General features: G+C 66.3%; 17 protein-coding genes. 9 read left to right on the forward strand and 8 right to left on the reverse strand.

Annotated elements, in window-relative coordinates:
* Nucleotides 1-4 precede the first annotated feature (4 nt).
* Complete coding sequence (locus tag LJ656_RS02540) at nucleotides 5-1261, reverse strand: acyltransferase family protein (RefSeq protein WP_230507692.1); 1257 nt, start codon at nucleotides 1259-1261, stop codon at nucleotides 5-7.
* Between the two features lie 467 nt (nucleotides 1262-1728).
* On the opposite strand from LJ656_RS02540, the gene LJ656_RS02545 reads away from it, so the two are divergent.
* Together LJ656_RS02545 and galU are read left to right on the forward strand one after the other, a co-directional pair.
* Nucleotides 1729-1872 carry a hypothetical protein gene (locus LJ656_RS02545; protein ID WP_230507693.1) on the forward strand — a complete coding sequence of 48 codons (144 nt, stop codon included), beginning with the start codon at nucleotides 1729-1731 and terminating at the stop codon, nucleotides 1870-1872.
* 314 nt (nucleotides 1873-2186) lie between these two features.
* Nucleotides 2187-3113, forward strand: coding sequence for a UTP--glucose-1-phosphate uridylyltransferase GalU (gene galU / locus LJ656_RS02550; RefSeq protein ID WP_230507908.1), 927 nt, complete (start codon nucleotides 2187-2189; stop codon nucleotides 3111-3113).
* Nucleotides 3114-3203: 90 nt separating this feature from the next.
* Here galU and LJ656_RS02555 read toward each other — a convergent pair whose 3' ends face one another.
* The 4 genes from LJ656_RS02555 to LJ656_RS02570 form a co-directional block, all read right to left on the reverse strand.
* Nucleotides 3204-4376 carry an acetate/propionate family kinase gene (locus LJ656_RS02555; protein ID WP_230507694.1) on the reverse strand — a complete coding sequence of 391 codons (1173 nt, stop codon included), beginning with the start codon at nucleotides 4374-4376 and terminating at the stop codon, nucleotides 3204-3206.
* Nucleotides 4377-4386: 10 nt separating this feature from the next.
* Complete coding sequence (locus LJ656_RS02560; RefSeq protein WP_329958796.1) at nucleotides 4387-5502, reverse strand: phosphate acetyltransferase; 1116 nt, start codon at nucleotides 5500-5502, stop codon at nucleotides 4387-4389.
* A gap of 117 nt (nucleotides 5503-5619) precedes the next feature.
* Nucleotides 5620-7794: a malate synthase G gene (locus tag LJ656_RS02565; RefSeq protein ID WP_230507696.1), complete on the reverse strand. Its 2175-nt coding sequence runs from the start codon at nucleotides 7792-7794 to the stop codon at nucleotides 5620-5622.
* Between the two features lie 137 nt (nucleotides 7795-7931).
* On the reverse strand, nucleotides 7932-8336 hold the full coding sequence (locus LJ656_RS02570; protein WP_230507697.1) for a heme-binding protein: 405 nt from the start codon (nucleotides 8334-8336) through the stop codon (nucleotides 7932-7934).
* 278 nt (nucleotides 8337-8614) lie between these two features.
* On the opposite strand from LJ656_RS02570, the gene LJ656_RS02575 reads away from it, so the two are divergent.
* Nucleotides 8615-9541: an MOSC domain-containing protein gene (locus LJ656_RS02575; RefSeq protein WP_230507698.1), complete on the forward strand. Its 927-nt coding sequence runs from the start codon at nucleotides 8615-8617 to the stop codon at nucleotides 9539-9541.
* Between the two features lie 12 nt (nucleotides 9542-9553).
* On the opposite strand, the gene cobA is transcribed toward LJ656_RS02575, so the two are convergent.
* Entirely contained in the window at nucleotides 9554-10351 is a 798-nt protein-coding gene (cobA, locus tag LJ656_RS02580; protein WP_230507699.1) for a uroporphyrinogen-III C-methyltransferase, read from the reverse strand.
* A 777-nt stretch (nucleotides 10352-11128) separates the two neighbouring features.
* On the opposite strand from cobA, the gene nirB reads away from it, so the two are divergent.
* The 6 genes from nirB (at nucleotide 11129) to LJ656_RS02610 (ending at nucleotide 20882) form a co-directional block, all read left to right on the forward strand.
* The gene (nirB, locus tag LJ656_RS02585; protein WP_230507700.1) at nucleotides 11129-13669 is read left to right on the forward strand and encodes a nitrite reductase large subunit NirB; all 2541 of its coding nucleotides are present in this window, start codon (nucleotides 11129-11131) and stop codon (nucleotides 13667-13669) included.
* 59 nt (nucleotides 13670-13728) lie between these two features.
* Complete coding sequence (gene nirD / locus LJ656_RS02590) at nucleotides 13729-14094, forward strand: nitrite reductase small subunit NirD (protein ID WP_230507701.1); 366 nt, start codon at nucleotides 13729-13731, stop codon at nucleotides 14092-14094.
* 52 nt (nucleotides 14095-14146) lie between these two features.
* Complete coding sequence (locus LJ656_RS02595; RefSeq protein WP_230507702.1) at nucleotides 14147-18340, forward strand: bifunctional nitrate reductase/sulfite reductase flavoprotein subunit alpha; 4194 nt, start codon at nucleotides 14147-14149, stop codon at nucleotides 18338-18340.
* Nucleotides 18341-18523: 183 nt separating this feature from the next.
* Nucleotides 18524-19891 (forward strand): MFS transporter, encoded by a 1368-nt coding sequence (locus LJ656_RS02600; protein WP_230507703.1) that lies wholly within the window; start codon nucleotides 18524-18526, stop codon nucleotides 19889-19891.
* Between the two features lie 54 nt (nucleotides 19892-19945).
* Entirely contained in the window at nucleotides 19946-20407 is a 462-nt protein-coding gene (locus tag LJ656_RS02605; protein ID WP_230507704.1) for an SRPBCC family protein, read from the forward strand.
* A 181-nt stretch (nucleotides 20408-20588) separates the two neighbouring features.
* Nucleotides 20589-20882: an ArsR/SmtB family transcription factor gene (locus LJ656_RS02610; RefSeq protein ID WP_230507705.1), complete on the forward strand. Its 294-nt coding sequence runs from the start codon at nucleotides 20589-20591 to the stop codon at nucleotides 20880-20882.
* A gap of 111 nt (nucleotides 20883-20993) precedes the next feature.
* On the opposite strand, the gene LJ656_RS02615 is transcribed toward LJ656_RS02610, so the two are convergent.
* Both LJ656_RS02615 and tam read right to left on the reverse strand, forming a co-directional pair.
* Nucleotides 20994-21359 carry a hypothetical protein gene (locus LJ656_RS02615; RefSeq protein ID WP_230507706.1) on the reverse strand — a complete coding sequence of 122 codons (366 nt, stop codon included), beginning with the start codon at nucleotides 21357-21359 and terminating at the stop codon, nucleotides 20994-20996.
* A 201-nt stretch (nucleotides 21360-21560) separates the two neighbouring features.
* Nucleotides 21561-22361, reverse strand: a complete 801-nt coding sequence (gene tam, locus LJ656_RS02620; RefSeq protein ID WP_230507707.1) for a trans-aconitate 2-methyltransferase — start codon at nucleotides 22359-22361, stop codon at nucleotides 21561-21563.
* Between the last annotated feature and the right edge of the window lie 32 nt (nucleotides 22362-22393).

Raw genomic sequence — 22393 nt, forward strand, 5'->3', positions numbered from 1 at the left:
GCGTTTAGCGGGCACGGCGCGCGGCGCCGGATTTAAAACTCGCCGACCATCTCATCGCCGGCAATTCGACGACGCGGTAGAACACCCAAGCGGCCGGCACCGCGACGAACATATAAGCGAACGACGGCCAGATCGACATCTGCAGCGACGAACGGAACAGCCACGACGACAGCAGCACGAAGATCGGCAGATGGATCAGATACAGCGAAAAGCTGAAGTCGCCGAAACGCGCGAGGACGCGCGAGCCGCCCGCCGCAAGACCGCTCAGCAGTGCGCGTATTGCGCCCGCCGCGCGCTCTGTCTGCGCGCGCGGCGCCAGCGCCTTGTGCAGATAGCACGCGAACGCGAGCGCCCAGAACTGGAATGCGGCGTACTGGCCGAACTGAAACGCGACGCAACCGGCCGCGCCGAACGCCGCCGCCAGCCAATAAAACCCGCGCGGTACACGGGTATTTGAAGCGCGGCTCGCCTGCACGTCGGCAATCCACGCGCCGAGCATCCACGAAAACCAGTACGACGTGAAGAACTGAATGTCGTGGCGCTCGAGCAGATATGCGGACACGACGTTGATCGCGGCCACGCCCGCCACCACCGCATTGATGCCGAGCCGGCGCCGCAGCGCGAACAGCAGCGGATAGATCGCATAGAACTGCACTTCGAGCGACAACGTCCACAGCGCGCCGTTCGAGCCAAAGGTCTTGCCGGCGACGCCTTGCAACGACAACAGGTTGACGAAAAACGTGCGCAGTCCGGTGTCGCCGATCTTGTGGCTGACCGGCGGCAGTTGCAGGCTCAGCGAATCGAGCGCGAACGTCAGCAGCAACGCGGCAAGCAGCACCGGATAGATCCGCGCGAAGCGGCGCAGCCAGAAATGCCGCGCATCGAGCCGGTAAGCGGGATTATCCGCGACGCGCAGCGCGCCGCCGCGGTGGATGCAATAGCCGCTGATCACGAAGAAGATCGGCACGCCGGCCGAGCCCCATGCGATCGGAAAAGTCAGATAGGCGGCCAGCGCGCTCGGGCTGAACGAGCGGCCGACGCTGTGATGGAACGCCTGAATCCCGACCCAGACGACCTGGCGGCAATGGAAGTACGCGACCAGCAACGCGGCGAAGCCGCGCATCGCGTCGATCAGGTGCTCCTTGCCGGCGCTCGCGGCGCGCGCGTCCCCGCGCGCACGGGACGACGCCGGCTGCGCGGAGCGTGCAGGGGGAGTGAGGGGCAGGGATGAGCCGGCGGCATCCAGCAATGGATCGCTCATGGGCAGTCCTTATTTGAAGCGGGAACGGGATAAGAAGAAGAGGTCGGCAAACGCTATCACCGGGTCATGCTGTCAATCGTGCGGGCGCCCACAGTCGTGCGGGAGCCAGCGTTAAGGATTGTCAGGACATCGCCGGCCGGATTAATTCGAACTCCGGCGCGCACGCACGCTTCGTTGGCCACCGGCCGCAGCGGGAAACCTCCGGCCAAACCGCGCGCGCCGCGACAACCGCGGCCCACGAAATGCGCCAATGGATCAACGTATTGCGCCGCCGCATAGGTCGCCGCGCGATCTCCATGCTAAAACATCGCGGTCGGGAAAAAATCGATAAAAAATGCCGGGCGAATTAGCCGGGCTATCGATTTTGTGACGAGTTGTAATCGAGGATAAGAAAATGCGATGTCGAATTATTTATCGCTTTTGTCATGTTAATTTGAGATACGGATTTTCTGACCCGAGGTCACGTGATGAACCTGCATTTGCTCGCCGGCGTCGCCGTGCTTCTGATCCTGATCGCCGCTTCGGCCTATCGCGATGCGCTGCGTAACGAGCCGATCGGCCGTTACCGCGCCAATCCGGGCAAGCTGCCGCCGGTCGACGAAGAGCAATGAATGACGCGAGGCCCGGGTCCCGTCGATCCCGGGCAGCGACCGCGCCAGGGGCGCGGTTCGCATGTAAGAGTTTCAGATTTATTCAATAGCCTCGCGTAGTGGGCTGGGTAACAATGACCCAATTTATTCCACTATCCGGCATCGTCGGAATTCGCCGATTATCGAATTAATTGGAGAAATCAGCGCGAGTGAATTGAGCAGCCGTCGAGCAGCCGTCGAGCGCCCGTCGAGCGCCCGTTTGCCGGTCCGATGCCGGCATTGACCGGGCGGGTCCGCGAATCCATCAACTTCTAACCGATGTGGGAATGTCTACCATGCTGAAAGTCACCAAAGCCGTGTTTCCCGTAGCGGGCCTCGGGACACGATTCCTGCCGGCTACCAAGGCAAGTCCGAAGGAAATGCTGCCGATCGTCGACAAGCCGCTGATCCAGTACGCGGTCGAGGAAGCGATTGCCGCCGGCATCACCGAGATGATCTTCGTGACGGGCCGCAGCAAGCGCGCGATCGAAGATCACTTCGACAAGTCCTATGAGATCGAATCCGAACTCGAAGCGCGCAACAAGCAGAAGCTGCTCGACCTCGTGCGCAGCATCAAGCCGGCCAACGTCGACTGCTTCTACGTGCGCCAGGCCGAAGCGCTCGGTCTCGGCCATGCGGTGCTGTGCGCCGAAAAACTGGTCGGCGACAGCCCGTTCGCGGTGATTCTCGCCGACGATCTGCTGCACAGCTCAAAGCCGGTGATGAGCCAGCTGGTCGATACGTTCAACCACTATCACAGCTCGGTGATCGGCGTCGAAACGATCGCGCGCGAAGACAGCCGCTCGTATGGCGTGGTCGACGGCCGCGAGTGGGAAGACAACGTGATCAAGATGTCGGGCATCGTCGAAAAGCCGGCGCCGAACGAGGCGCCGTCGAACCTCGGCGTGGTCGGCCGCTATGTGCTGATGCCGACGATCTTCAAGCACATCCGTGCTCTGAAGCCGGGCGCGGGCGGCGAGCTCCAACTGACCGACGCGGTGCAGTCGCTGCTGACCGAGGAGCAGGTGCTCGCGTATCGCTACTTCGGCACGCGTTTCGATTGCGGCAGCAAGCTCGGCTATCTGAAGGCGACCGTCGAGTTCGCGCTGCGTCACCCGGAAGTGAAGGCCGATTTCGAAGCGTATCTGCAGGCTTATCTGCGAAACGAGGCGGGCACGGTGGCGGATGCCGCCGCGACGCAACTCGCGGAAGAAGCGGCCTGAGCGTCGCATAACGCGATGCATCGCGTCGCCAGCCAGAGCGGCTGGCGACGCCTGCTGCAGCCGGTGCTAAAACCGCTGCCAGAACCGCTGCTACAACAGCCCGAGCGTATGCCGGGCGATCATCAGTTCCTCGTTGGTCGGAATCACCCACACCTCGACCGCGCTCTGCGCGTCGCTGATGCGCGGACCGTGGCGCGCGTTCGCGTCGTCATCGAGCGACACGCCGAGCCACGTCGCCGCGCGGCACACGCGTTCGCGCACCGGCGCCGCGTATTCGCCGATCCCGGCCGTAAACACGATCGCATCGAGGCCGCCGAGCGCGGCCGCGAGCGAGCCCAGTTCGCGCGAAATCCGGTAGCAGAACAGATCGACCGCCTCGGCGGCGGCCGGCGAATCGCTTGCGAGCAGCGTGCGCATATCGCTGGAGATGCCGGAAACGCCGAGGAGTCCGGAACGTTTGTACAGCAGCGAGCCGATCGCGCGCGCATCCATGCCCGCTTCCTCGATCATCCACAACAGGACGCCCGGATCGAGACTGCCGGAGCGCGTACCCATCACAAGTCCTTCGACCGCGGTAAAACCCATCGTGCTGGCGACGCTGCGGTTTTCCGCCAGCGCGGTCATGCTCGCGCCGTTGCCCAGATGCAGCACGACGGTTCTGCCGCGCGCGGCGCGCTCGCTGTATTGCGGCAACACGCTCGCGATGTATTCGTAGGAGAGACCGTGAAACCCGTAACGGCGCACGCCTTGATTCGTGATGTCGGGCGGTAGCGCATAACGCGTGGCGACTGACGGCTGCGTGTGATGGAACGCGGTGTCGAAACAGGCGATCTGCGTCAATTGCGGATTGCGCGCGGCGATCGCGCGGATCGCCGCGAGATTGTGCGGCTGATGCAGCGGCGCGAGCGGCACCAGTTTGTCGAGCGCGGCCAGTACCTCGTCGTCGATCACAACCGGTTCGCCGTAATGCTCGCCGCCGTGCACGACCCGATGGCCGACCGCCCGCAGCGTCGCGCCGGCCGCATGGGTGCGCAGCCAGTCGAACAGGAAGTCGAGCGCTTTTTCGTGCGGCAGCGACTCGCCGTCCGGCCAGCGCCGGTCCTCGATCACTTCGCCGTTCACGCGTTTGACCGTCATGCGCGGCGCGGTGTACAGCTCTTCGAGCTTGCCGCCGGCGATCGGCTCGAGCGTCGTGCCGTCCATCGAAAAGGCCTGAAACTTGATGCTGGACGAACCCGAGTTGATGACCAGAATCACTTCCATGCGAGCCCCCTCAGACGATCGCCGCGGATAACTGTTCGCGCCGCGCGAGCGCGACCAGCGACGCCACCGCGCAGGACGCGAGCCGGGTCAGCACCGAGTCGGCGCGGCTCGTCAGAATGATCGGCACCTTGGCGCCGAGCACGATCCCGGCCGCATCGGCGCCGGCCAGAAACGACAGGCTTTTGGCGAGCACGTTGCCCGCTTCGAGGTCCGGCACCACGAGGATGTTCGCGCGGCCCGCGACCGGCGACGCAATGCCCTTGATCTGCGCGGCTTCGACGCTGATCGCGTTGTCGAGCGCGAGCGGGCCGTCGAGAATGCCGCCGGTGATCTGCTGGCGGTCGGCCATCTTGCATAGCGCGGCGGCATCGAGCGTCGACGGCACTTTCGAATTGACGGTTTCCATCGCCGACAGGATCGCGACGCGCGCGGCCGGAAAGCGCAGCGCATGCGCGAGGTCGATCGCGTTCTGCACGATGTCGCGTTTTTCGTCGAGCGACGGGGAGATGTTGACGGCCGCGTCGGTGATGATCAGCGCGTCCTCGCGGCCCGGCACGTCCATCACGAAGCAGTGGCTCACACGCCGCTCGGTGCGCAGACCGGTCGCGCGCGCGACCACTTCGGCCATCAGTTCGTCGGTATGCAGCGAACCCTTCATTAACGCCTGCGCGCGGCCCTCGTGCACCAGTCGCACGGCCGCGGCGGCCGCCGCGTGACTGTGCGGCGCGTCGACGATCGGCAACTCGCCAAGCTCCAGCTTGCCGGCCTGGGCGGCCGCGACGATCTTCTCGCGCGGGCCGACGAGGATCGGCGCGATCAGGCCGAGCCGGGCCGCTTCGATGACCGACGCGAGCGAGTCGTGATCGACCGGATGCGCGACCGCGGTCGGGGTGGGCGGCAGCGACGCCGCAAAGGTGACGAGTCGCTCGTATTTGTCGCGGTGATGTTCCATCGGCTGTCTCCTTGGCGGTTCCACGGCGGGGTGCGGGGTGAACGGCGCTGAAACGCCGACGCGCGCAGCGGGCGGGAGCGGCCCATTGCTGCGGCGCGTCAGTGCAGAGCAGTGTAGACGGTGGCCTGTGGGCTGGCAAACACGAAAATGCAGGAAAACGCGGGGAAACGCAATGTGACACGCGCATGAAAAACGGGCGCCGCATTGCGCGGCGCCCGTCGTTGCATCAACCGAGCCTCGCTAGCGGCACGCGAGGGTCGTGGTCAGAAGCGCTAGCAGCGCTAAACCACCTCAAGCCTGCCGCTTCACCTCGAGCCGGAACTTGTGCAGCAGCGGCTCGGTGTAGCCGCTCGGCTGCTCGCGTCCTTCGAACACCAGCGCCTGCGCGGCCTTGTACGCGATGCCGTCGAAGCCCGGCGCCATCGGCTTGTAAAGCGGATCGCCGGCGTTCTGCTGGTCGACCACCTTCGCCATCCGCCTGAAAGTCTCCTCGACCAGCTCGCGGTTTATCACGCCGTGATACAACCAGTTGGCGATGTGCTGGCTCGAAATGCGCAGCGTCGCGCGGTCTTCCATCAGGCCGACGTTGTGAATGTCCGGCACCTTCGAGCAGCCGACGCCCTGATCGATCCAGCGCACCACGTAGCCGAGAATGCCCTGCGCGTTGTTGTCGACTTCGGCGCGGATTTCGTCGTCGCTCCACTGCGCCTGTTCGACGACCGGAATCGTCAGCAGGCCGTCCAGCAGTTCGTCGCGCAGCTGCGCGTAATCGGTGCGCTCCAGCTCCTGCTGGACCGCCTGCACGTCGACCTGGTGATAGTGCAGCGCGTGCAGCGTCGCGGCGGTCGGCGAGGGCACCCACGCGGTGTTCGCGCCGGCCTTCGGATGCGCGATCTTCTGTTCGAGCATCGCGTGCATCAGGTCCGGCATCGCCCACATGCCCTTGCCGATCTGCGAGCGGCCGCGCAGGCCCGCGGCCAGACCGACCAGCACGTTGCTGCGCTCGTACGAGGTGATCCACTTGCTCGACTTCATGTCGCCCTTGCGCATCATCGGGCCGGCCAGCATCGCCGAGTGCATCTCGTCGCCGGTGCGGTCGAGAAAGCCCGTGTTGATGAACGCGACGCGCGCCGACGCTGCGTCGATACACGCGAGCAGGTTCACGCTGGTGCGGCGCTCCTCGTCCATGATGCCCATCTTCAGCGTGTTGCGCGGCAGCTCGAGCAGATTCTCGACGCGCGCGAACAGTTCGCTCGCGAATGCGACTTCCGCCGGGCCGTGCATCTTCGGCTTGACGATATAGATCGAGCCGGTGCGCGAATTGAGCCTGTTTTGACGGTCGCGCAGCGCGCACAGCGTGGTGATCACCGCATCGAGAATGCCTTCCGGAATCTCGTGGCCGTCCTTCGTCAGCACCGCCGGATTGGTCATCAGATGGCCGACGTTGCGGATAAACAGCAGCGAGCGGCCATGCAGCTTGACTTGCGACTTGCCGTCCGCGCCGGTGTATTCGCGGTCCGGGTTGAGCCGGCGCGTGAAGGTCTTGCCGTTCTTCGTGACTTCCTCGGTCAGGTCGCCGTTCATCAGGCCGAGCCAGTTGCGATAGAGCTGCACCTTGTCGGCGGCGTCGACCGCCGCGACCGAGTCCTCGCAATCGATGATCGTGCTGACCGCCGCCTCGACCACCACGTCCTTCACGTGCGCGGCGTCGGTCTTGCCGATCGGATCGTTCGCGTCGATCTGGATTTCGACGTGCAGGCCGTTGTGCTTGACCAGCACCGCCGACGGCGCGCTCGCGTCGCCCTGATAGCCGATGAACTGCGCGGGCGTTTTCAGGCCCGTGCTGCCGCTCTTCAACGCGACGACCAGTTGGCCGCCTTCGACGCTATAGCGGGTCGCGTCCACATGCGAGCCGTTCGCGAGTGGCGCGGCCTCGTCGAGGAACTTGCGCGCATACGCGATCACCGCGGCGCCGCGCACCGGGTTGAAGCCTTGCTGCTTTTGCGCGCCATTGGTCTCGGGAATCGCATCGGTGCCGTACAGCGCGTCGTACAGGCTGCCCCAGCGCGCGTTCGCGGCGTTCAGCGCGTAGCGCTCGTTCGACAGCGGCACGACCAGCTGCGGGCCGGCCTGTTCGGCGATTTCGCTGTCGACGTTCTCGGTCGTCGCCTTGACGCTGGCGGGCGCCGGCACGATGTAGCCGATCCCTTCGAGGAACGCGCGATACGCGCGCAGATCGCGCACCGGGCCGGGATTGGCGCGATGCCAGTTGTCGAGTTCGGTTTGCAGGCGGTCGCGCTCGGCGAGCAGCGCACGGTTTTTGGGCGCCAGCTCGTGAACGAGGGCGTCGAAACCCGACCAGAAGGCGGCGCTGTCGATCCCGCTGCCGGGCAGGGCTTCGGTTTCAACGAACTGGTCGAGATTGGCGGCGACCAGCAGTGCGCCGCGCGGGTTCATCTGAGTCATCGACTGCTCCATCTGTTATGGGACCGATGAGGGGGCACCGGTCCGCGTTATGCCACGGATTGCCTTGCTGCGAGAGGGGTGCCGCAACGGCCGGTTGCGGCGGGTTTTGCTAACGGGGGCGGGGTCCGCTCAGCCGCTCAGTTGTTGAGCGCCTGGATGCCGACTTTGGCGACCTGCGCGTCCTGCTCGGACTTCACGCCCGACACGCCGACCGCGCCGATCACCTGGCCGTCGACGATCACCGGCACGCCGCCTTCGAGCGTGCCGGACAGCGGCGCGCTGAGAAACGCGGTGCGGCCGTTGTTGATCATGTCTTCGTAGACCTTGGTTTCGCGGCGGCCGAGCGCCGCGGTGCGGGCTTTTTCGGTCGCGATGTAGGCGGTGGACGGCGCCGCGCCATCGAGACGCAGCGATGCGAGCGGATGACCGCCGTCGTCGGCGATCACGATCGCGACGGCCCACTTGTTCTTCTCGGCTTCGGCGCGGGCGGCTTCGAGAATGCGGGTCGTTTCGGTGACGCTCAACACGGGTTTGCTCAGCATGATGTCTTCCTGTCTGGTTCTGTCTGGTTGATCGGGAGGCGCCGCCGGTTCCACGCCGGTTCCAGCCCTGGACCGCTCGCGCGAGGCGCTGCCGCCCGGGCTTGCCGTCCCCGCGTGGACACGGGCGGTGCAGCAAGCCGCGTGCGGCCGGGCGCGCGCGTTGGAACCGAAGATTCTACTGCCCCGCGCGCCGGTTCGAAACGGCGGCTTGCCCGAAGGCCCGCGCGCTTTACAATCGCCTCTTGACCAGAACCTGCGAGCCCGAGGGCGCCCCCACCATGCCGACCATCAGCGAGCTTTTCGTCTATCCGATCAAATCCTGCGCGGGCATCGCGCTCAACGAGGCGCGCCTGCTGGCGACCGGCCTCGAATACGACCGCAACTGGATGATCACCGATCCGCACGGCGCGATGTACACGCAGCGCGCCTATCCGCGCATGGCGCTGATCAAGGTCGAGCTTGGCGACGAAGACCTGGTGATCCGCGCGCCCGGCATGCGCGAGCTGTGCACGCCGCTCGACGCGGCCCGGCTCGCGCAGGCGCCGCGCGTTGACACCTCCGTGTGGCGCGATGCGGCCTACGGGCTCGACACCGGCGAGGAAACCGCCGCGTGGCTCAGCGAATTTCTCGGCTTGCCGGCGCGCTTGCTGCGCTTCGATCCGCTGCGCGAGCGGATCGTCGATCGCGATTACACGGAAAGCACGGGCGGCGCCACGACCTTTTTCGCCGACGGCTTTCCGCTGCTGGTGGTCGGCCAGGCATCGCTCGACGACCTGAACGCGCGCCTGAACAGCAAGGGCGCGCCGTCGATTCCGATCGACCGGTTCCGGCCGAACATCGTGCTGGACGGGCTCGATGCGTATGAAGAAGACTTCGTGGAGCGCTTGAGCGTGGCCGCCGGGGCGAATGGGACGAGCGGCACGAATGGCACGAGCGGCGGCCATAGCGCGAACGATGCGGCGGCGGTCGAACTGCGCCTCGTCAAGCTGTGCGCGCGCTGCCCGATGCCGACCGTCGATCAGGCTCGCGGCGCGCCCGATCCCGACTGGCCGAACGAGCCGACCGACACGTTGCTCGGCTACCGCGCGAGCGCGCGCTTCGACGGCGCGGTCACGTTCGGCAACAACGCGCTGGTCGCTAGCGGCGCGGGCGCGTGGTTGCGGGTCGGGCAGGAAGTTCAGGCCGAGTTGGCGTTCGGCGATTGACGCGACCGCGCGTCAGGCCGCGTACGCGATCGCTGCGGTCGTCCGCGCGTGTGAAGTGGCATCACGCTGCCGCGCGCTTTCGCCCACCGCATCGCCCACCAGGATCACCGCCGGGCTGCCGAACCCGGCGCTCATCGCATCGGCGGCCAAACGGTCGAGCCGCGTGAGCAGCCGCCGTTCGTCGACGCCGCCCGCCCACTGCACGAGCGCCGCCGGCGTCGCGGCCGGCAGATGCGCGAGCAACGCGCTCGCGATCCGCTCGATGCGCCGCATGCCCATATAGATCGCGAGCGTCGTGCGGGTCGCCGCGAGCGCGGCCCAGTCCGGCTCGCCGTGATCTTCGGTGTGCGCGGTGACGAAGCTCACGCCGTGACAATGCCGCCGATGCGTCAGCGACATCCCGAGCGAAGCCGCCGCCGCGAAGCCCGACGAAATCCCATTGACGATATCGACCGCGATGCCCGCGTCGCGCAGCACCGCGATTTCTTCTCCGGCGCGGCCGAACAGCAGCGCTTCGCCGCCTTTCACGCGCACCACGTGCAGCCCCTTGAGCGCATAACGGCGCATCAGACGTTCGATAAACGCTTGCGGCGTCGAACGGCAGCCGCCGCGTTTGCCGACGCGGATCACCCGTGCTTGCGGCGCGAGCGAGACGATTTCCGGATTGGCGAGGTCGTCGAGCAGCAGGACGTCGGCGGCGGCCAGCGCCTTGACCGCTTTTAACGTCAGCAAGTCGAGGTCGCCTGGGCCCGCGCTCAGCAGCGTGACCTTGCCGGGGGTGAGCGTGTCGGCGGGGGTAGGGCTCGTCATCGTCGTGTCCTTCGGTTGTGCGCGCCGCGCGGCTGGAACTGCGACGGCGCTGCGGCGCGCGAAATAAAAAAGCGTCCGCTCGTGTGATGCACGAGGGGACGCCGTTGTCCGTTGCATTGCGGGTTAGCTGCTTTGAAGCCGGTCCGGGCGGGGCAGCGTAGCGCTTTATATAACCGCCTACGGATGCACCTGTGCCTGAAGCTGCGCGCCAGTGCGGAGTCTTTCAGATCGGATCGGCTTCGCTCAGCACGGCAGCGTTGCTGCGATGAGCGTGTGCATCGTTAATGCAAGGACCACGCCACGTGGTTGCAGGCCGCCCGCCAAAGCTCGCTCAAAACCACACGCAACCATTCGCAAAGCCACTCGAAAGCCCGCGCACCACTTCGCCAGACACGCTCGCGCACCATCGGGTCGCACTCGCGTTGCGCACGCGCACAGTGCTGCGTCGCACCATCGCTGTGCCTCGGCGCATCAAAACGCAACGCGCGGCGCGCACGGTCCGCGCGGTCGCATAAGCGCGCAAACCCATAGCGCGTAAGGCGCCGCGGCCTGCTTTTTAACAATTGGCACAGCCTTTGCATTAAGCGATGCCAACGGGCCAACGCAGGTCCGCCGCGCGCGCAGCACCGCTGCCGCGCCGTAGCAGAACCCGAGCAACATCGAAGCAGCACCGAACAGGACAACGGCGTCCCCCGGATTCAGCCCTCGGCTGGATTCGCGGGACGCCGTTTTTATTTCCGCCACCGCATTCGCCAGACAGAAGAGGACAGCGCGCTCATGAAAATCATCGTTATCGGTCACGGGATGGTCGGCCACAAACTGGTCGAATGCCTCGCGCAGGAGCCGGCGCACGATCTCGACATCACCGTGCTGGGCGAGGAATCGCGGCCGGCCTACGATCGCGTGCATCTGTCCGAGTTCTTCGCGGGCAAGAGCGCCGACGATCTGTCGCTCGTCGAGCCGGGCTTCTTCGAACGCCATAACGTGCTGCTCAAGCTGAACGCGCGGGCCGTCGCGGTCGATCGCGATGCGCGCACCGTGACGGTCGCGAGCGGCGAAACGCTGCCGTACGACCGCCTCGTGTTCGCGACCGGTTCCTATCCGTTCGTGCCGCCGCTGCCGGGGCGCGAGCGCGCCGATTGCTTCGTGTACCGAACTATCGATGATCTCGAAGCGATGCGCGAATGCGGCGCGCGCGCGAAGACAGGCACCGTGGTCGGCGGCGGCCTGCTCGGCCTCGAATGCGCGAAGGCGCTGCGCGACATGGGGCTCGACACGCACGTGGTCGAATTCGCGCCGCGCCTGATGGCGGTGCAGGTCGACGACGGCGGCGGCCGCGTGCTGCGCAGCCGGATCGAAGAACTCGGCGTGACCGTGCACACCGCGAAGAACACCAAGGAGATCGTCGACGGCGACGGCGGCACGCACCGGATGCAGTTCGCCGACGGCAGCCACCTCGATACCGACATGATTGTGTTCTCGGCCGGCATCCGCCCGCGCGACGACCTCGCGCGCGCATGCGGGCTCGAGATCGGCGCGCGCGGCGGCATCGTCATCGACGACGCATGCCGCACCAGCGACCCGTTCGTCTACGCGATCGGCGAATGCGCGCTGTGGCGCGGTCAGTTGTTCGGCCTCGTCGCGCCCGGGTACGAAATGGCCCGCGTGGTCGCGAAGCAACTGCTCGGTAATCCCGCTCAATTCGCCGGCGCCGATATGAGCACCAAGCTCAAGCTGATGGGCGTGGACGTCGCCAGCATCGGCGACGCGCACGGCAGCACGCCGGGCAGCCGCACCTATCAGTTCAGCGACGAACGCAAGCAGGTCTACAAGAAGCTGGTGGTGTCCGACTGCGGCAAGTATCTGCTCGGCGGTGTGATGGTCGGCGACGCGAGCGAATACGGCACGCTGCTGCAGATGATGCTGAACCGCATCGAGCTGCCCGAAGCGCCCGAATTCCTGATCCTGCCGCAAGCGGACGGCAACGCGAAAGCGGCGCTCGGCGTCGACGCATTGCCGGCCGCCGCGCAGATCTGCTCGTGCAACAACGTGTCGAAGGGCGATCTGTGCGCCGCCGTCGGCGCGGGCGCGACCGATATCGGCGCATTGAAGTGCGCGACCGGCGCGGGCACCTCGTGCGGCGGCTGCGTGCCGCTCGTCACCCAGGTGATGAAGGCCGAGATGAAAAAGCAGGGCATGGCCGTCAACAACCACCTGTGCGAACACTTCCCCTATTCGCGTCAGGAGCTGTATCACCTGGTGCGCGTCGAAGGACTCCGAAGCTTCGGCGCGCTGCTCGCGAGGCACGGCCGCGGGCTCGGCTGCGATATCTGCAAGCCGGCGGTCGCCAGCATTCTCGCATCGTGCTGGAACGAATTCGTGCTGAAGAAGGAGCACGCGTCGCTGCAGGACACCAACGACTACTACCTCGCGAACATTCAGCGCGACGGCACCTATTCGGTCGTGCCGCGCATGCCCGGCGGCGAAGTGACGCCCGACGGCCTGATCGCGGTCGGCCAGGTCGCGAAGAAATACGGGCTGTACACGAAGATCACCGGCGGTCAGCGGGTCGATCTGTTCGGCGCGCGCGTCGAGCAATTGCCGCTGATCTGGGAAGAGCTGATCGCGGCCGGCTTCGAATCGGGCCACGCGTACGGCAAGTCGCTGCGCACCGTGAAGTCCTGCGTCGGCTCGACGTGGTGCCGCTATGGGGTCGGCGATTCGGTCGGCCTCGCGGTCGACCTCGAGAATCGCTACAAGGGGCTGCGCACGCCGCACAAGATCAAGTTCGGCGTGTCGGGCTGCACCCGCGAATGCGCGGAAGCGCAGGGCAAGGACGTCGGCGTGATCGCCACCGACAAGGGCTGGAACCTGTACGTGTGCGGCAACGGCGGGATGAAGCCGCGCCACGCGGAGCTGCTCGCGGCGGACCTCGATAAAGATACGCTGGTGCGCTACATCGATCGCTTCCTGATGTTCTACGTGCGCACCGCCGACCGTCTGCAACGCACCAGCGTATGGCGCGAGAACCTCGAAGGGGGCCTCGCGTATCTGGTCGACGTGGTCGTCAACGACCGGCTCGGCGTCGCCGCCGAACTCGAAGCGGAGATGCGCAACGTCATCGACACCTACGAGTGCGAATGGAACAAGGCCGTCAGCGATCCCGACACGCGCAAGCGCTTTCGCCACTTCGTCAACAGCGGCGAAGCGGACGGCAATGTCAGCTTCGTCGAGGAACGCGGGCAAATCCGGCCGGCCACGCCCGACGAGCGGCAAGCGCGCCTCGTGACGATTCCGGTGGTGGCGCAGCCGGTTTAAGCCGCGCTTTATTGCACATCTTTCGCAGTTTTTTGCCCGTTCACTGAGGAGCCCTAGCCATGAAAAACGAACACTTGCCCCGCGCGTGGACCGCGATCTGCCCGCTCGACGACATCGTGCCGAACACCGGCGTCTGCGCGCTGATCAACGGCGAACAGGTCGCGGTATTCCGGGTGGACGGCGGTAACGACGAGGCCGAACGCGCGTCCGCCATCTACGCAATCGAAAACTTCGATCCGGGCTCGCACGCGGCGGTGCTGTCGCGCGGGCTGGTCGGCAGCCTCGGCGAGCGCATCGTGGTGGCCTCGCCGATCTACAAGCATCACTTCGATCTGCGCACCGGCGAATGCCTCGAAACGCCCGCGTATTCGGTCAGCGCGTTTGCCGCGCGGGTCGAAAACGGCCAGGTGATGGTCGAGGCCTGATTCGGCCGCGTTCTTCGCTATTGCTCAAAACTCCTGACTATCCGGTTCGCGCATGACTGCTACCAGCGTAAAAAGCGTTTGTCCGTATTGCGGCGTCGGCTGCGGAATGGTGCTGCACGTCGAAGACGGCCAGGTCGTGAAGATCGCGGGCGACACGGAGCATCCGGCCAACTTCGGGCGCCTCTGCACGAAAGGGCAGTCGGCTCACGTCGCGCTGCGCAAGTCGGGCCGGCTCGAAGGCGCGTTCGTGCGCCATGCGCGCGACCAGGATCCGGTGCCGCTGCCGATCGCGCAGGCGTTGAGCGACACCGCCGCGCGGCTGCGCCGCGTGCTCGATCAGCATGGACCCGATGCGTTGTCGTTCTACGTGTCGGGGCAGATGTCGCTCGAAGCGCAGTACCTCGTGAACAAGCTCGCGAAGGGCTTTATCGGCACCCACAACATCGAGGCCAATTCGCGGCTGTGCATGGCAAGCGCGGCGAGCGGCTACAAGCTGTCGCTCGGCGCGGACGGGCCGCCCGGATCGTACGAGGACTTCGATCACGCGGATCTGTTCTTCGTCAGCGGCGCGAATATGGCCGACTGTCATCCGATCCTGTTCCTGCGGATGATGGATCGCGTGAAGGCCGGCGCGAAGCTGATCGTCGTCGATCCGCGCCGCAACACGACCGCCGAAAAAGCCGATCTGTTTCTGCAGATCAAGCCGGGCACCGACCTCGCGTTGCTGAACGGGCTGCTGTATCTGCTGCACGAAAGCGGCGCGACCGACGCGAAGTTCATCGCCGAATTCACCGAGGGCTGGGATGCGATGCCGGCGTTTCTCGCGGACTACACGCCCGAAAACGTCGCGCGTATCACCGGTCTTGCCGCCGACGATATCCGTAAAGCCGCGCGGATGATCGCGTCCGCGAACGAGTGGATGAGCTGCTGGACGATGGGCCTGAATCAAAGCACGCATGGCACGTGGCACACGAACGCGCTGTGCAATCTGCATCTGGCGACCGGCCGCATCTGCCGGCGCGGCAGCGGACCGTTCTCGCTGACCGGTCAGCCGAACGCGATGGGCGGGCGCGAAATGGGCTACATGGGCCCGGGTTTGCCGGGGCAGCGTTCGGCGCTGGTCGCCGAAGATCGTGCGTTCATCGAAGCGTTGTGGGGCATCGCGCCCGGCACGCTGAACGCCGGCACGGGTACGGGCAGCAGCGGAGCCGGCACGGTCGACATGTTCGCGCGGATGGCCGCCGGCGACATCAAGGCGTGCTGGATCATCTGCACGAATCCGGTCGCGACGCTGCCGAACCGCCAGAGCGCGATTGCCGGTTTGCGCGCGGCCGAACTGGTAATCGCGCAGGACGCGTTCCTCGACACCGAGACCAACCGCTATGCCGACGTGCTGCTGCCCGGCGCACTATGGGCCGAAGCCGACGGCGTGATGGTCAATTCGGAGCGCAATCTGACGCTGATGCAGCAGGCGGTCGAGCCTGTCGGCGCCGCGTTGCCGGACTGGCAGATCATCGCGCGGATCGCGTGCGAGATGGGTTTTGCCGACGCGTTCAGCTATGCGAGCGCGGACGAAGTATTCGCCGAGATCACCCGCGCGGCGAATCCGGCGACCGGCTACGACCTGCGCGGCGCGAGCCATCGACGCCTGCGCGAGACGCCGCTGCAATGGCCGCTCGCGCCGGATACCGCTTGCGCGCGCAATCCGCTGCGCTACCTGAACGACGGCGTGAGCCAGACGCTGCGGCAACGCGCGGACGGCAGCGTGCCGCGCATCGCGTTCCCGACCGCGAACGGCAGGGCGAAGTTTTTCGCGCGCGCTTACGCGCCCGCGGCGGAATTGCCGGACCGCGAATTTCCGGTCGTCCTCAACACCGGCCGGCTCCAGCATCAATGGCACACGATGACCAAGACCGGCAAGGTCGCGATGCTCAACAAGCTGAACCCGGGACCGTTCGTCGAGATTCATCCGCAAGACGCGAGCGCGCTCGGCATCCGCTCGAAGGACCCGGTCGAGATTCGCTCGCGTCGCGGCCGCGCGGTGTTGCCGGCCGTCGTCACCGATCGCGTGAGCGCCGGGCAATGCTTCGCGCCGATGCACTGGAACGACGTGTTCGGCGACGACCTGTGCATCAACGCGGTGACCAACGACGCCGTCGATCCCGTTTCTTTGCAGCCCGAACTGAAAGTCTGCGCGGTCGCGCTGGCGCCGGTGACGGTCGAGCATCATGTGCAGCCGGACGACGCGGACGCCGCGCGTTGCACGCCATCCGGCGCGACGGCAGTGTCAGCGACGAATGCCGAGGATTCCTCCATGCCGCGTATCGAAGCCCTGACGAGCCTGCTGCAATTGCCGCGCGAGCCCGCGCCGTCTCTGACCGATGCCGAACGCGCGTATCTCGTTGGCTTCGTCGATGGCCTGCGCTCGGCCGAGGCGAGCGGTATCGACAGCGTGCCGGTATTGCCGGCTGCCGCGCCGTTCGATGCACCCAAGCGTCTGTACGTGGACGGCCTGCTGGCGGGACTCTACAGCCGCGGTGCGACGACGCCCGGTGCCGCAGCCGCATTGGCGCAGCCCGCACCGCTGGAGGAGTCGCGCGAAGCCGGCGTGCGCATCGTGCGCGCACGGCCCAAGGTCACGCTGTTGTGGGCCTCGCAAACCGGCAACACCGAGTCGCTGACCGAGCGTTACGCGACCCGGCTCATGGAAGCGGGTTTCGAAATCCGCACCGCGTGCATGGCCGACTATCCATTCGAGTCGCTCGCGAAAGCGCAGTACGTGCTGCTGATGACCAGCACGTTCGGCGACGGCGATGCGCCCGACAACGGGCAGGAATTCTGGACTGAGCTGAGCGCGCAGGACGCCGCGCGTCTGGACGGCGTGCGCTTCGCGGTGCTCGCGCTCGGCGATCGAAACTACGACCAGTTCTGCGGCCACGGCCGCCGGCTCGACGAACGGCTCGCCGAGCGGGGCGCGCTGCGACTGCTCGAGCGCGTCGACTGCGACAGCGACTATCAGCAAAGCGCCGATGCGTGGCTCGAGCGCGTGATCGCCGGCATCAAGGCGGCGGACGCGGCGCTGCACGCGGTGCCGCCGGGCGGGATGATCAACGCGGTGGTGGGCACGGTGCCGACGAGGACACGGCCGGCCGCGTCGCGCGTGACCGGCAATGTGCGTTTGAACCGCCAGGGCGCCGCGAAGGATACGCGCTACGTGTCGCTGCAAACCGGCGACTCGAACCTCGAATACGAAGCCGGCGATGCGCTCGGCGTGTGGCCGAGCAACTGTCCCGAACTGGTCGACGAACTGATTACGCTCAGCGGGCTGCACGCGGACGCGCCGGTGCACGTCGCCGGTCACGGCGACATGCGGCTCGCCGATGCGCTCGGCAAGCACTACGAGATCGCGCGACCGAGCGCCGAAGCGCTCGCGTTCATCGCGTCGCGCAGCGGCAACGGCACGCTGCGCGAGCTGCTGACGCCCGCGCGCAAGGCCGATCTGAAGCAATGGCTGTGGGGCCAGCAGCTCGCCGACGTGCTGCACGAATTCCCGCTGAAGCTGAGCGCAACCGAGCTGACCGGCATGCTCAAGCGTATGCAGCCGCGTCTGTATTCGATCGCGTCGAGCCCGCAAGCGCATCCGGGCGAAGTGCATCTGACGGTGTCGGCGGTGCGCTACAACAATGGCCGGCGTCATCGCAAAGGCGTGTCGTCGACGTTTCTCGCCGATCGCGCGAGTGCAACCGACGTGCCGGTCTTCGTGCAGAAGTCCGCGCATTTCCGGCCGCCGCATCAATCCGATACGCCGATGATCATGGTCGGCCCCGGCACCGGCATCGCACCGTTTCGCGGCTTTCTGCACGAGCGGCGCGCTCGCGGCGACCGCGGCCGCAACTGGCTGTTCTTCGGTGAGCAGCACGCTGCCACCGATTTCTACTATCGCGACGAACTCGAAGCGATGCGCGCGAGCGGTGTGCTCACGCAACTGGACGTCGCGTTCTCGCGCGATCAGGCCGACAAGATCTACGTGCAGGACCGCATGCGCGAACACGGTGCGCAATTGTGGGCATGGCTCGAAGAAGGTGCGCATTTCTACGTCTGTGGCGACGCGAACCGGATGGCGCGCGACGTCGATGCCGCCTTGAAAGACGTGATCGCGACGCACGGCGGTCTCGGCGAAGAAAAAGCACTCGAATATGTGAGCCGTTTGACGCGCGAGAAGCGCTATGCGCGCGACGTGTATTGAAGCGACCGCGCGAGGTGGCGCCGACATTGAATAAGTGAGAAAAAGCCGTAAAACAAGGGCCCCGATGGCATAGGGCTTGCGTAAAGAAGTCCGGATCGAAAATCTGAACGACCTGCCGGTGCGAGTACATGCGACACGGCGACGAGCGGGTCGACAAGGCAATCTATTTAGTGAGGATCTCTGATGAAAAACCTGATGCATTCCCTGAAGAGCGGCGACTGGCGCGCGCTGGTCGCCTGCTTTCTGTATTTCGACACGGGCTTCACTGTCTGGGTGCTGTATGGACCGCTCGCGCCGTTCATCAGCAAGAGCATTCATATGACGCCCGCGCAACAGGGTCTGCTGGTCGCGGTGCCGGTGCTGTCGGCCGCGATTTTGCGCGTGACGCTCGGCAATCTGTATCAGTCCGCGCATGGCAAGCGCATCGCGTTGATGGGGGTGCTGTTGTCGGCGGTGCCGACCATCGTGTTGCCGTTGCTGCCGGGCGTGCCGTCGTATCAAACGCTGCTGGTGCTCGGCGTGTTTCTCGGCGTCGGCGGAGCGAGCTTCGCGGTCGCGCTGCCGATGGCCGGCAGCAACTATCCGCCGAAAGTGCAGGGCCTCGTGCTGGGACTCGCCGCGGCCGGCAATATCGGCGCGGTGCTCGACGGCTTCCTGTTTCCGCAACTGGCCACGCGTTACGGCTGGCAGCTCGCCGCCGGCGGTGCGTTGCCGCTGCTCGCGATCGCCGCGCTGACGCTGTATTTCTGGGCCAACGACGCGGGCGTCAAAACCGGCAGCGTGCTGCGCGCGTTCGGCAGCTTCGCGACCACGCTGGTCGGGCTGATCGTGCTGGTGCTGCTGGTCGAGGCGGGTCTGTTCGGCGCGGGCAAAACCGGCGTGCTGCTGTTGCCGGTGATCGGCGCGCTGCTCGCGATCGCGGTGTTGCCCAAACGCTATCGCTCGGTACTTGCCGAGCGCGATACGTGGGTGATCATGCTCGTCTATAGCATCACGTTCGGCGGTTTCGTCGGCATGTCCTCGTATGTGTCGCTGCTGCTGACCGATCTCTATCAACTGTCGAAGATCGACGCGGGTCTGTTCATGGCGTTGCTCGCGGCGACCGGCGCGATGGTGCGGCCGCTCGGCGGGCTGATCGCGGACCGGGTGTCGGGCGTGCGCGCGCTGACCGTGCTGCTCGCGATCATCGCGGTGGGCGACTTCGTGTTCGCCGCGGCGATGCCGTCGCTGACCAACGGCATCGCGCTGCTGCTGTGCCTGTACGTTGCGTTCGGTCTGGGCAACGGCGCGACGTTCCAGCTGGTCCCGCATCGCTGGGCCGGCCGCACCGGGTTGATGTCGGGCATCGTCGGCGCGGCAGGCGGGATCGGCGGCTTTTATCTGCCGGTCGTGATGGGCATCGCGAAGGAGAGCACCGGCAGCTATCAGATGGGCTTCGCGACGTTCGGCGCGTTGGCCTCCTGCGCATTCGTCGCGATTGTCGCGCTGCGCCGGCCGTGGATGGCATGGTCGATGCACACGGGCGTGCTGCATGCGCATGCGACGGAGTGAGAGCTGCTTGCATCGCGTGAGTCGCGTGCCTAATATGCAGCCAGGAGGCTGCATATGAACACATCGACCGATCGCATCGAAAAGCAGATTCTGCTGCGCGCGCCGCGCTCACGGGTGTGGCGCGCGCTCGCCGACGCCGAGCAATTCGGCGCATGGTTCGGCGTGAATCTGACCGGCAAACGCTTCGTGCAGGGGCAGTACGTGCAGGGGCACATCACGTATCCGGGCTATGAACATCTGGTGATGGACGTGCTCGTCGAACGCGTGGAGCCCGAACGTCATCTGTCCTGGCGCTGGCATCCGGCCGCGATCGACATCACGATCGACTACACGCCGGAGCCGACCACGCTGGTCGAGTTCGATCTGACCGAGGTCGACGGCGGCACGCTGCTGCGGGTGGTCGAATCGGGTTTCGATCAGTTGCCGGTCGGGCGCCGCGCGGAAGCGTTCCGGATCAACGACGACGGCTGGGGACAGCAGATGGGCAATCTCGAACGACATGTCGGGCAAGGGTAGCGCGGCATCGGCCGGAGCCGGCGCTGCGCGGCGCGCGGTGGGGAAGAACGGCGCCTCCGGCAGGGGCGCGGCGAGAGCCGCTACGCGCGGCGCGAACGTGCGTGCCGCCGCGGGAACGACGGCGCGAGCCAAAGCAGGAACCTTAGCGCGTAGCGCGAAAGCGCCGCGCAATTGCGCGCCGGTGTTCGCGGCGCTCGGCGACGAGACGCGTCTACGGTTAATCGCGGCGCTGTGCGCGGGCAGCGCGCTGTCGATCGCGCAATTGACGGCCGGCACCGAGATTACCCGACAGTCGGTGACCCAGCATTTGCGGGTGCTGGCCGACGCGGGTTTGGTGCATGACGTGAAGGTCGGACGCGAGCGCTTGTGGGCGTTCGAACCGTCCCGGCTCGATGCGGCGCGGCGCGCGCTCGATGCGATTTCGCGGCAGTGGGATCAGGCGCTGCTGAAGCTGAAGGCGGCCGTGGAAAAGTGAGGGGTGCGGGCGGGATGGAGAGCGGGGAGAGCGCCGAAGCACAAGGCGATTCGCGCCAACGCAAACAGGGCCACAAATGGGCCCCGCATCACCGCAATCAGCAGAGAAAACTTAATCCGCGATCCGCTTGTCGGCCAGCGCGTTCTGGCAGTCGGCCAGCACCTGTCTGAGCAGACGTGCCTGCGGATCAAGTTCGTCGGTATCGAGAATTTCTTCGACCGCGTCGCGCGCCCAGTCGGTGTCGACGAATTGGGCGTGGCGCCGCGCGATTTCGACCGCAATCGCCGACAGTTTCGCGACGCATAACCAGTCGGCTTCGCGCGCGCGGCGGTCGAGCCACTTATGCGCGGCTTGCACGTGAAACGCCGCGTCGGGCCAGTCTTCGTTCAGGTAATAAGCGCCGAGGCTTCCGCATGTGAGCCAGCACAACAGCTCCAGACGGTCACGGGGACTCAGATGTTGGCGTACATCACTCATGGCGACGCTCGCTGCAGTAAATGGCTTCCCGGTGAGGGCGGCCGAGCGCCGTCCTCCGCTTTCAACACACATTAGCATGCGCAATTCCCGGGCCGCAATGCCTGACCAACCCTGGCGCGCAAAGTGGTGCGCGCCCGGGGGCGAGCGGGGCGGCAGGCGAGCGTCGCCAGCTCTGCCGCCGCATCGTGTTGCGCGCCGCCGTCAGCGCTCGCCGCGTGTCGCGACGATGAAAAGCCGCGGAAACGGCAGCAGCACGGTGCCGTCGTCGAATGCCGGATACGCGTGGGCGATCCCGTCGCGGTAGCGTTGCAGGAACGCGTCGCGTTCGGCCGCATCGAGCGCGGCGAGAAACGGCCGCAGCGCGCTGCCCTTGAACCATTCGACCACCGCGTCCGCGCCGCCCGCCAGCGGGTGGTGGTACACGGTGCGCCACACGTCGACGCGCGCGCACAGCGGTTTGAGCAGCGCGTAGTACCACTCGGCGCGATGACGCATCGTGCGCTCGACGCCTTTCAGTTTCGCGGCCCACGGTCCGTTCGCGGCGACTTCGCGCTGCAACCGGTGCGCCGGCTCGTCGAGATTGTCGGGCATCTGCACCGCGAGGCTGCCGCCCGCCGCGAGTTTGTCGACCAGCGCCGGCAACACCCGCTCGTGGTCGGGCACCCATTGCAATACCGCGTTCGCAAGGATCACGTCATACGGTTCGCGCGCGCTCCACGTCGCAATATCGATTACCTCGAAACTGAATTGCGGCAGCCGCTCGCGCGCCGCCGCGATCATGTCGGCGGAACTGTCGATCCCGCTCACCGCCGCGCCCGGCAGACGCGCGGCCAGCACCTCGGTCGAGTTGCCCGGTCCGCAGCCGAGGTCGATCGCGCGCCGCGCGCCGTCCACCGGGACCGCGGCGAGCAGATCGCGCACCGGCCGGGTGCGCTCGTTCTCGAACAGCATGTACTGTTGCGCGTGCCAGTCGGCCTGCTTGGGGGTGCCCGTTGCGCTCATGTCGTGACTCCTCGTGGGGTTCGGTGCGGCCA

This window comes from Paraburkholderia sejongensis (genome assembly GCF_020880815.1).
Lineage (GTDB): Bacteria > Pseudomonadota > Gammaproteobacteria > Burkholderiales > Burkholderiaceae > Paraburkholderia > Paraburkholderia sejongensis.

What these genes read in the sequence shown, in the direction of transcription:
- LJ656_RS02545 (WP_230507693.1), top strand. Translation starts at nt 1,729, where the DNA reads ATGAACCTGCATTTGCTCGCCGGCGTCGCCGTGCTTCTGATCCTGATC.
- LJ656_RS02615 (WP_230507706.1), bottom strand. Translation starts at nt 21,359, where the DNA reads ATGAGTGATGTACGCCAACATCTGAGTCCCCGTGACCGTCTGGAGCTG.
- LJ656_RS02575 (WP_230507698.1), top strand. Translation starts at nt 8,615, where the DNA reads ATGCCGACCATCAGCGAGCTTTTCGTCTATCCGATCAAATCCTGCGCG.
- LJ656_RS02565 (WP_230507696.1), bottom strand. Translation starts at nt 7,794, where the DNA reads ATGACTCAGATGAACCCGCGCGGCGCACTGCTGGTCGCCGCCAATCTC.
- nirD (WP_230507701.1), top strand. Translation starts at nt 13,729, where the DNA reads ATGAAAAACGAACACTTGCCCCGCGCGTGGACCGCGATCTGCCCGCTC.
- galU (WP_230507908.1), top strand. Translation starts at nt 2,187, where the DNA reads ATGCTGAAAGTCACCAAAGCCGTGTTTCCCGTAGCGGGCCTCGGGACA.
- LJ656_RS02555 (WP_230507694.1), bottom strand. Translation starts at nt 4,376, where the DNA reads ATGGAAGTGATTCTGGTCATCAACTCGGGTTCGTCCAGCATCAAGTTT.
- tam (WP_230507707.1), bottom strand. Translation starts at nt 22,361, where the DNA reads ATGAGCGCAACGGGCACCCCCAAGCAGGCCGACTGGCACGCGCAACAG.
- LJ656_RS02570 (WP_230507697.1), bottom strand. Translation starts at nt 8,336, where the DNA reads ATGCTGAGCAAACCCGTGTTGAGCGTCACCGAAACGACCCGCATTCTC.
- cobA (WP_230507699.1), bottom strand. Translation starts at nt 10,351, where the DNA reads ATGACGAGCCCTACCCCCGCCGACACGCTCACCCCCGGCAAGGTCACG.
- LJ656_RS02540 (WP_230507692.1), bottom strand. Translation starts at nt 1,261, where the DNA reads ATGAGCGATCCATTGCTGGATGCCGCCGGCTCATCCCTGCCCCTCACT.
- LJ656_RS02595 (WP_230507702.1), top strand. Translation starts at nt 14,147, where the DNA reads ATGACTGCTACCAGCGTAAAAAGCGTTTGTCCGTATTGCGGCGTCGGC.
- nirB (WP_230507700.1), top strand. Translation starts at nt 11,129, where the DNA reads ATGAAAATCATCGTTATCGGTCACGGGATGGTCGGCCACAAACTGGTC.
- LJ656_RS02600 (WP_230507703.1), top strand. Translation starts at nt 18,524, where the DNA reads ATGAAAAACCTGATGCATTCCCTGAAGAGCGGCGACTGGCGCGCGCTG.
- LJ656_RS02605 (WP_230507704.1), top strand. Translation starts at nt 19,946, where the DNA reads ATGAACACATCGACCGATCGCATCGAAAAGCAGATTCTGCTGCGCGCG.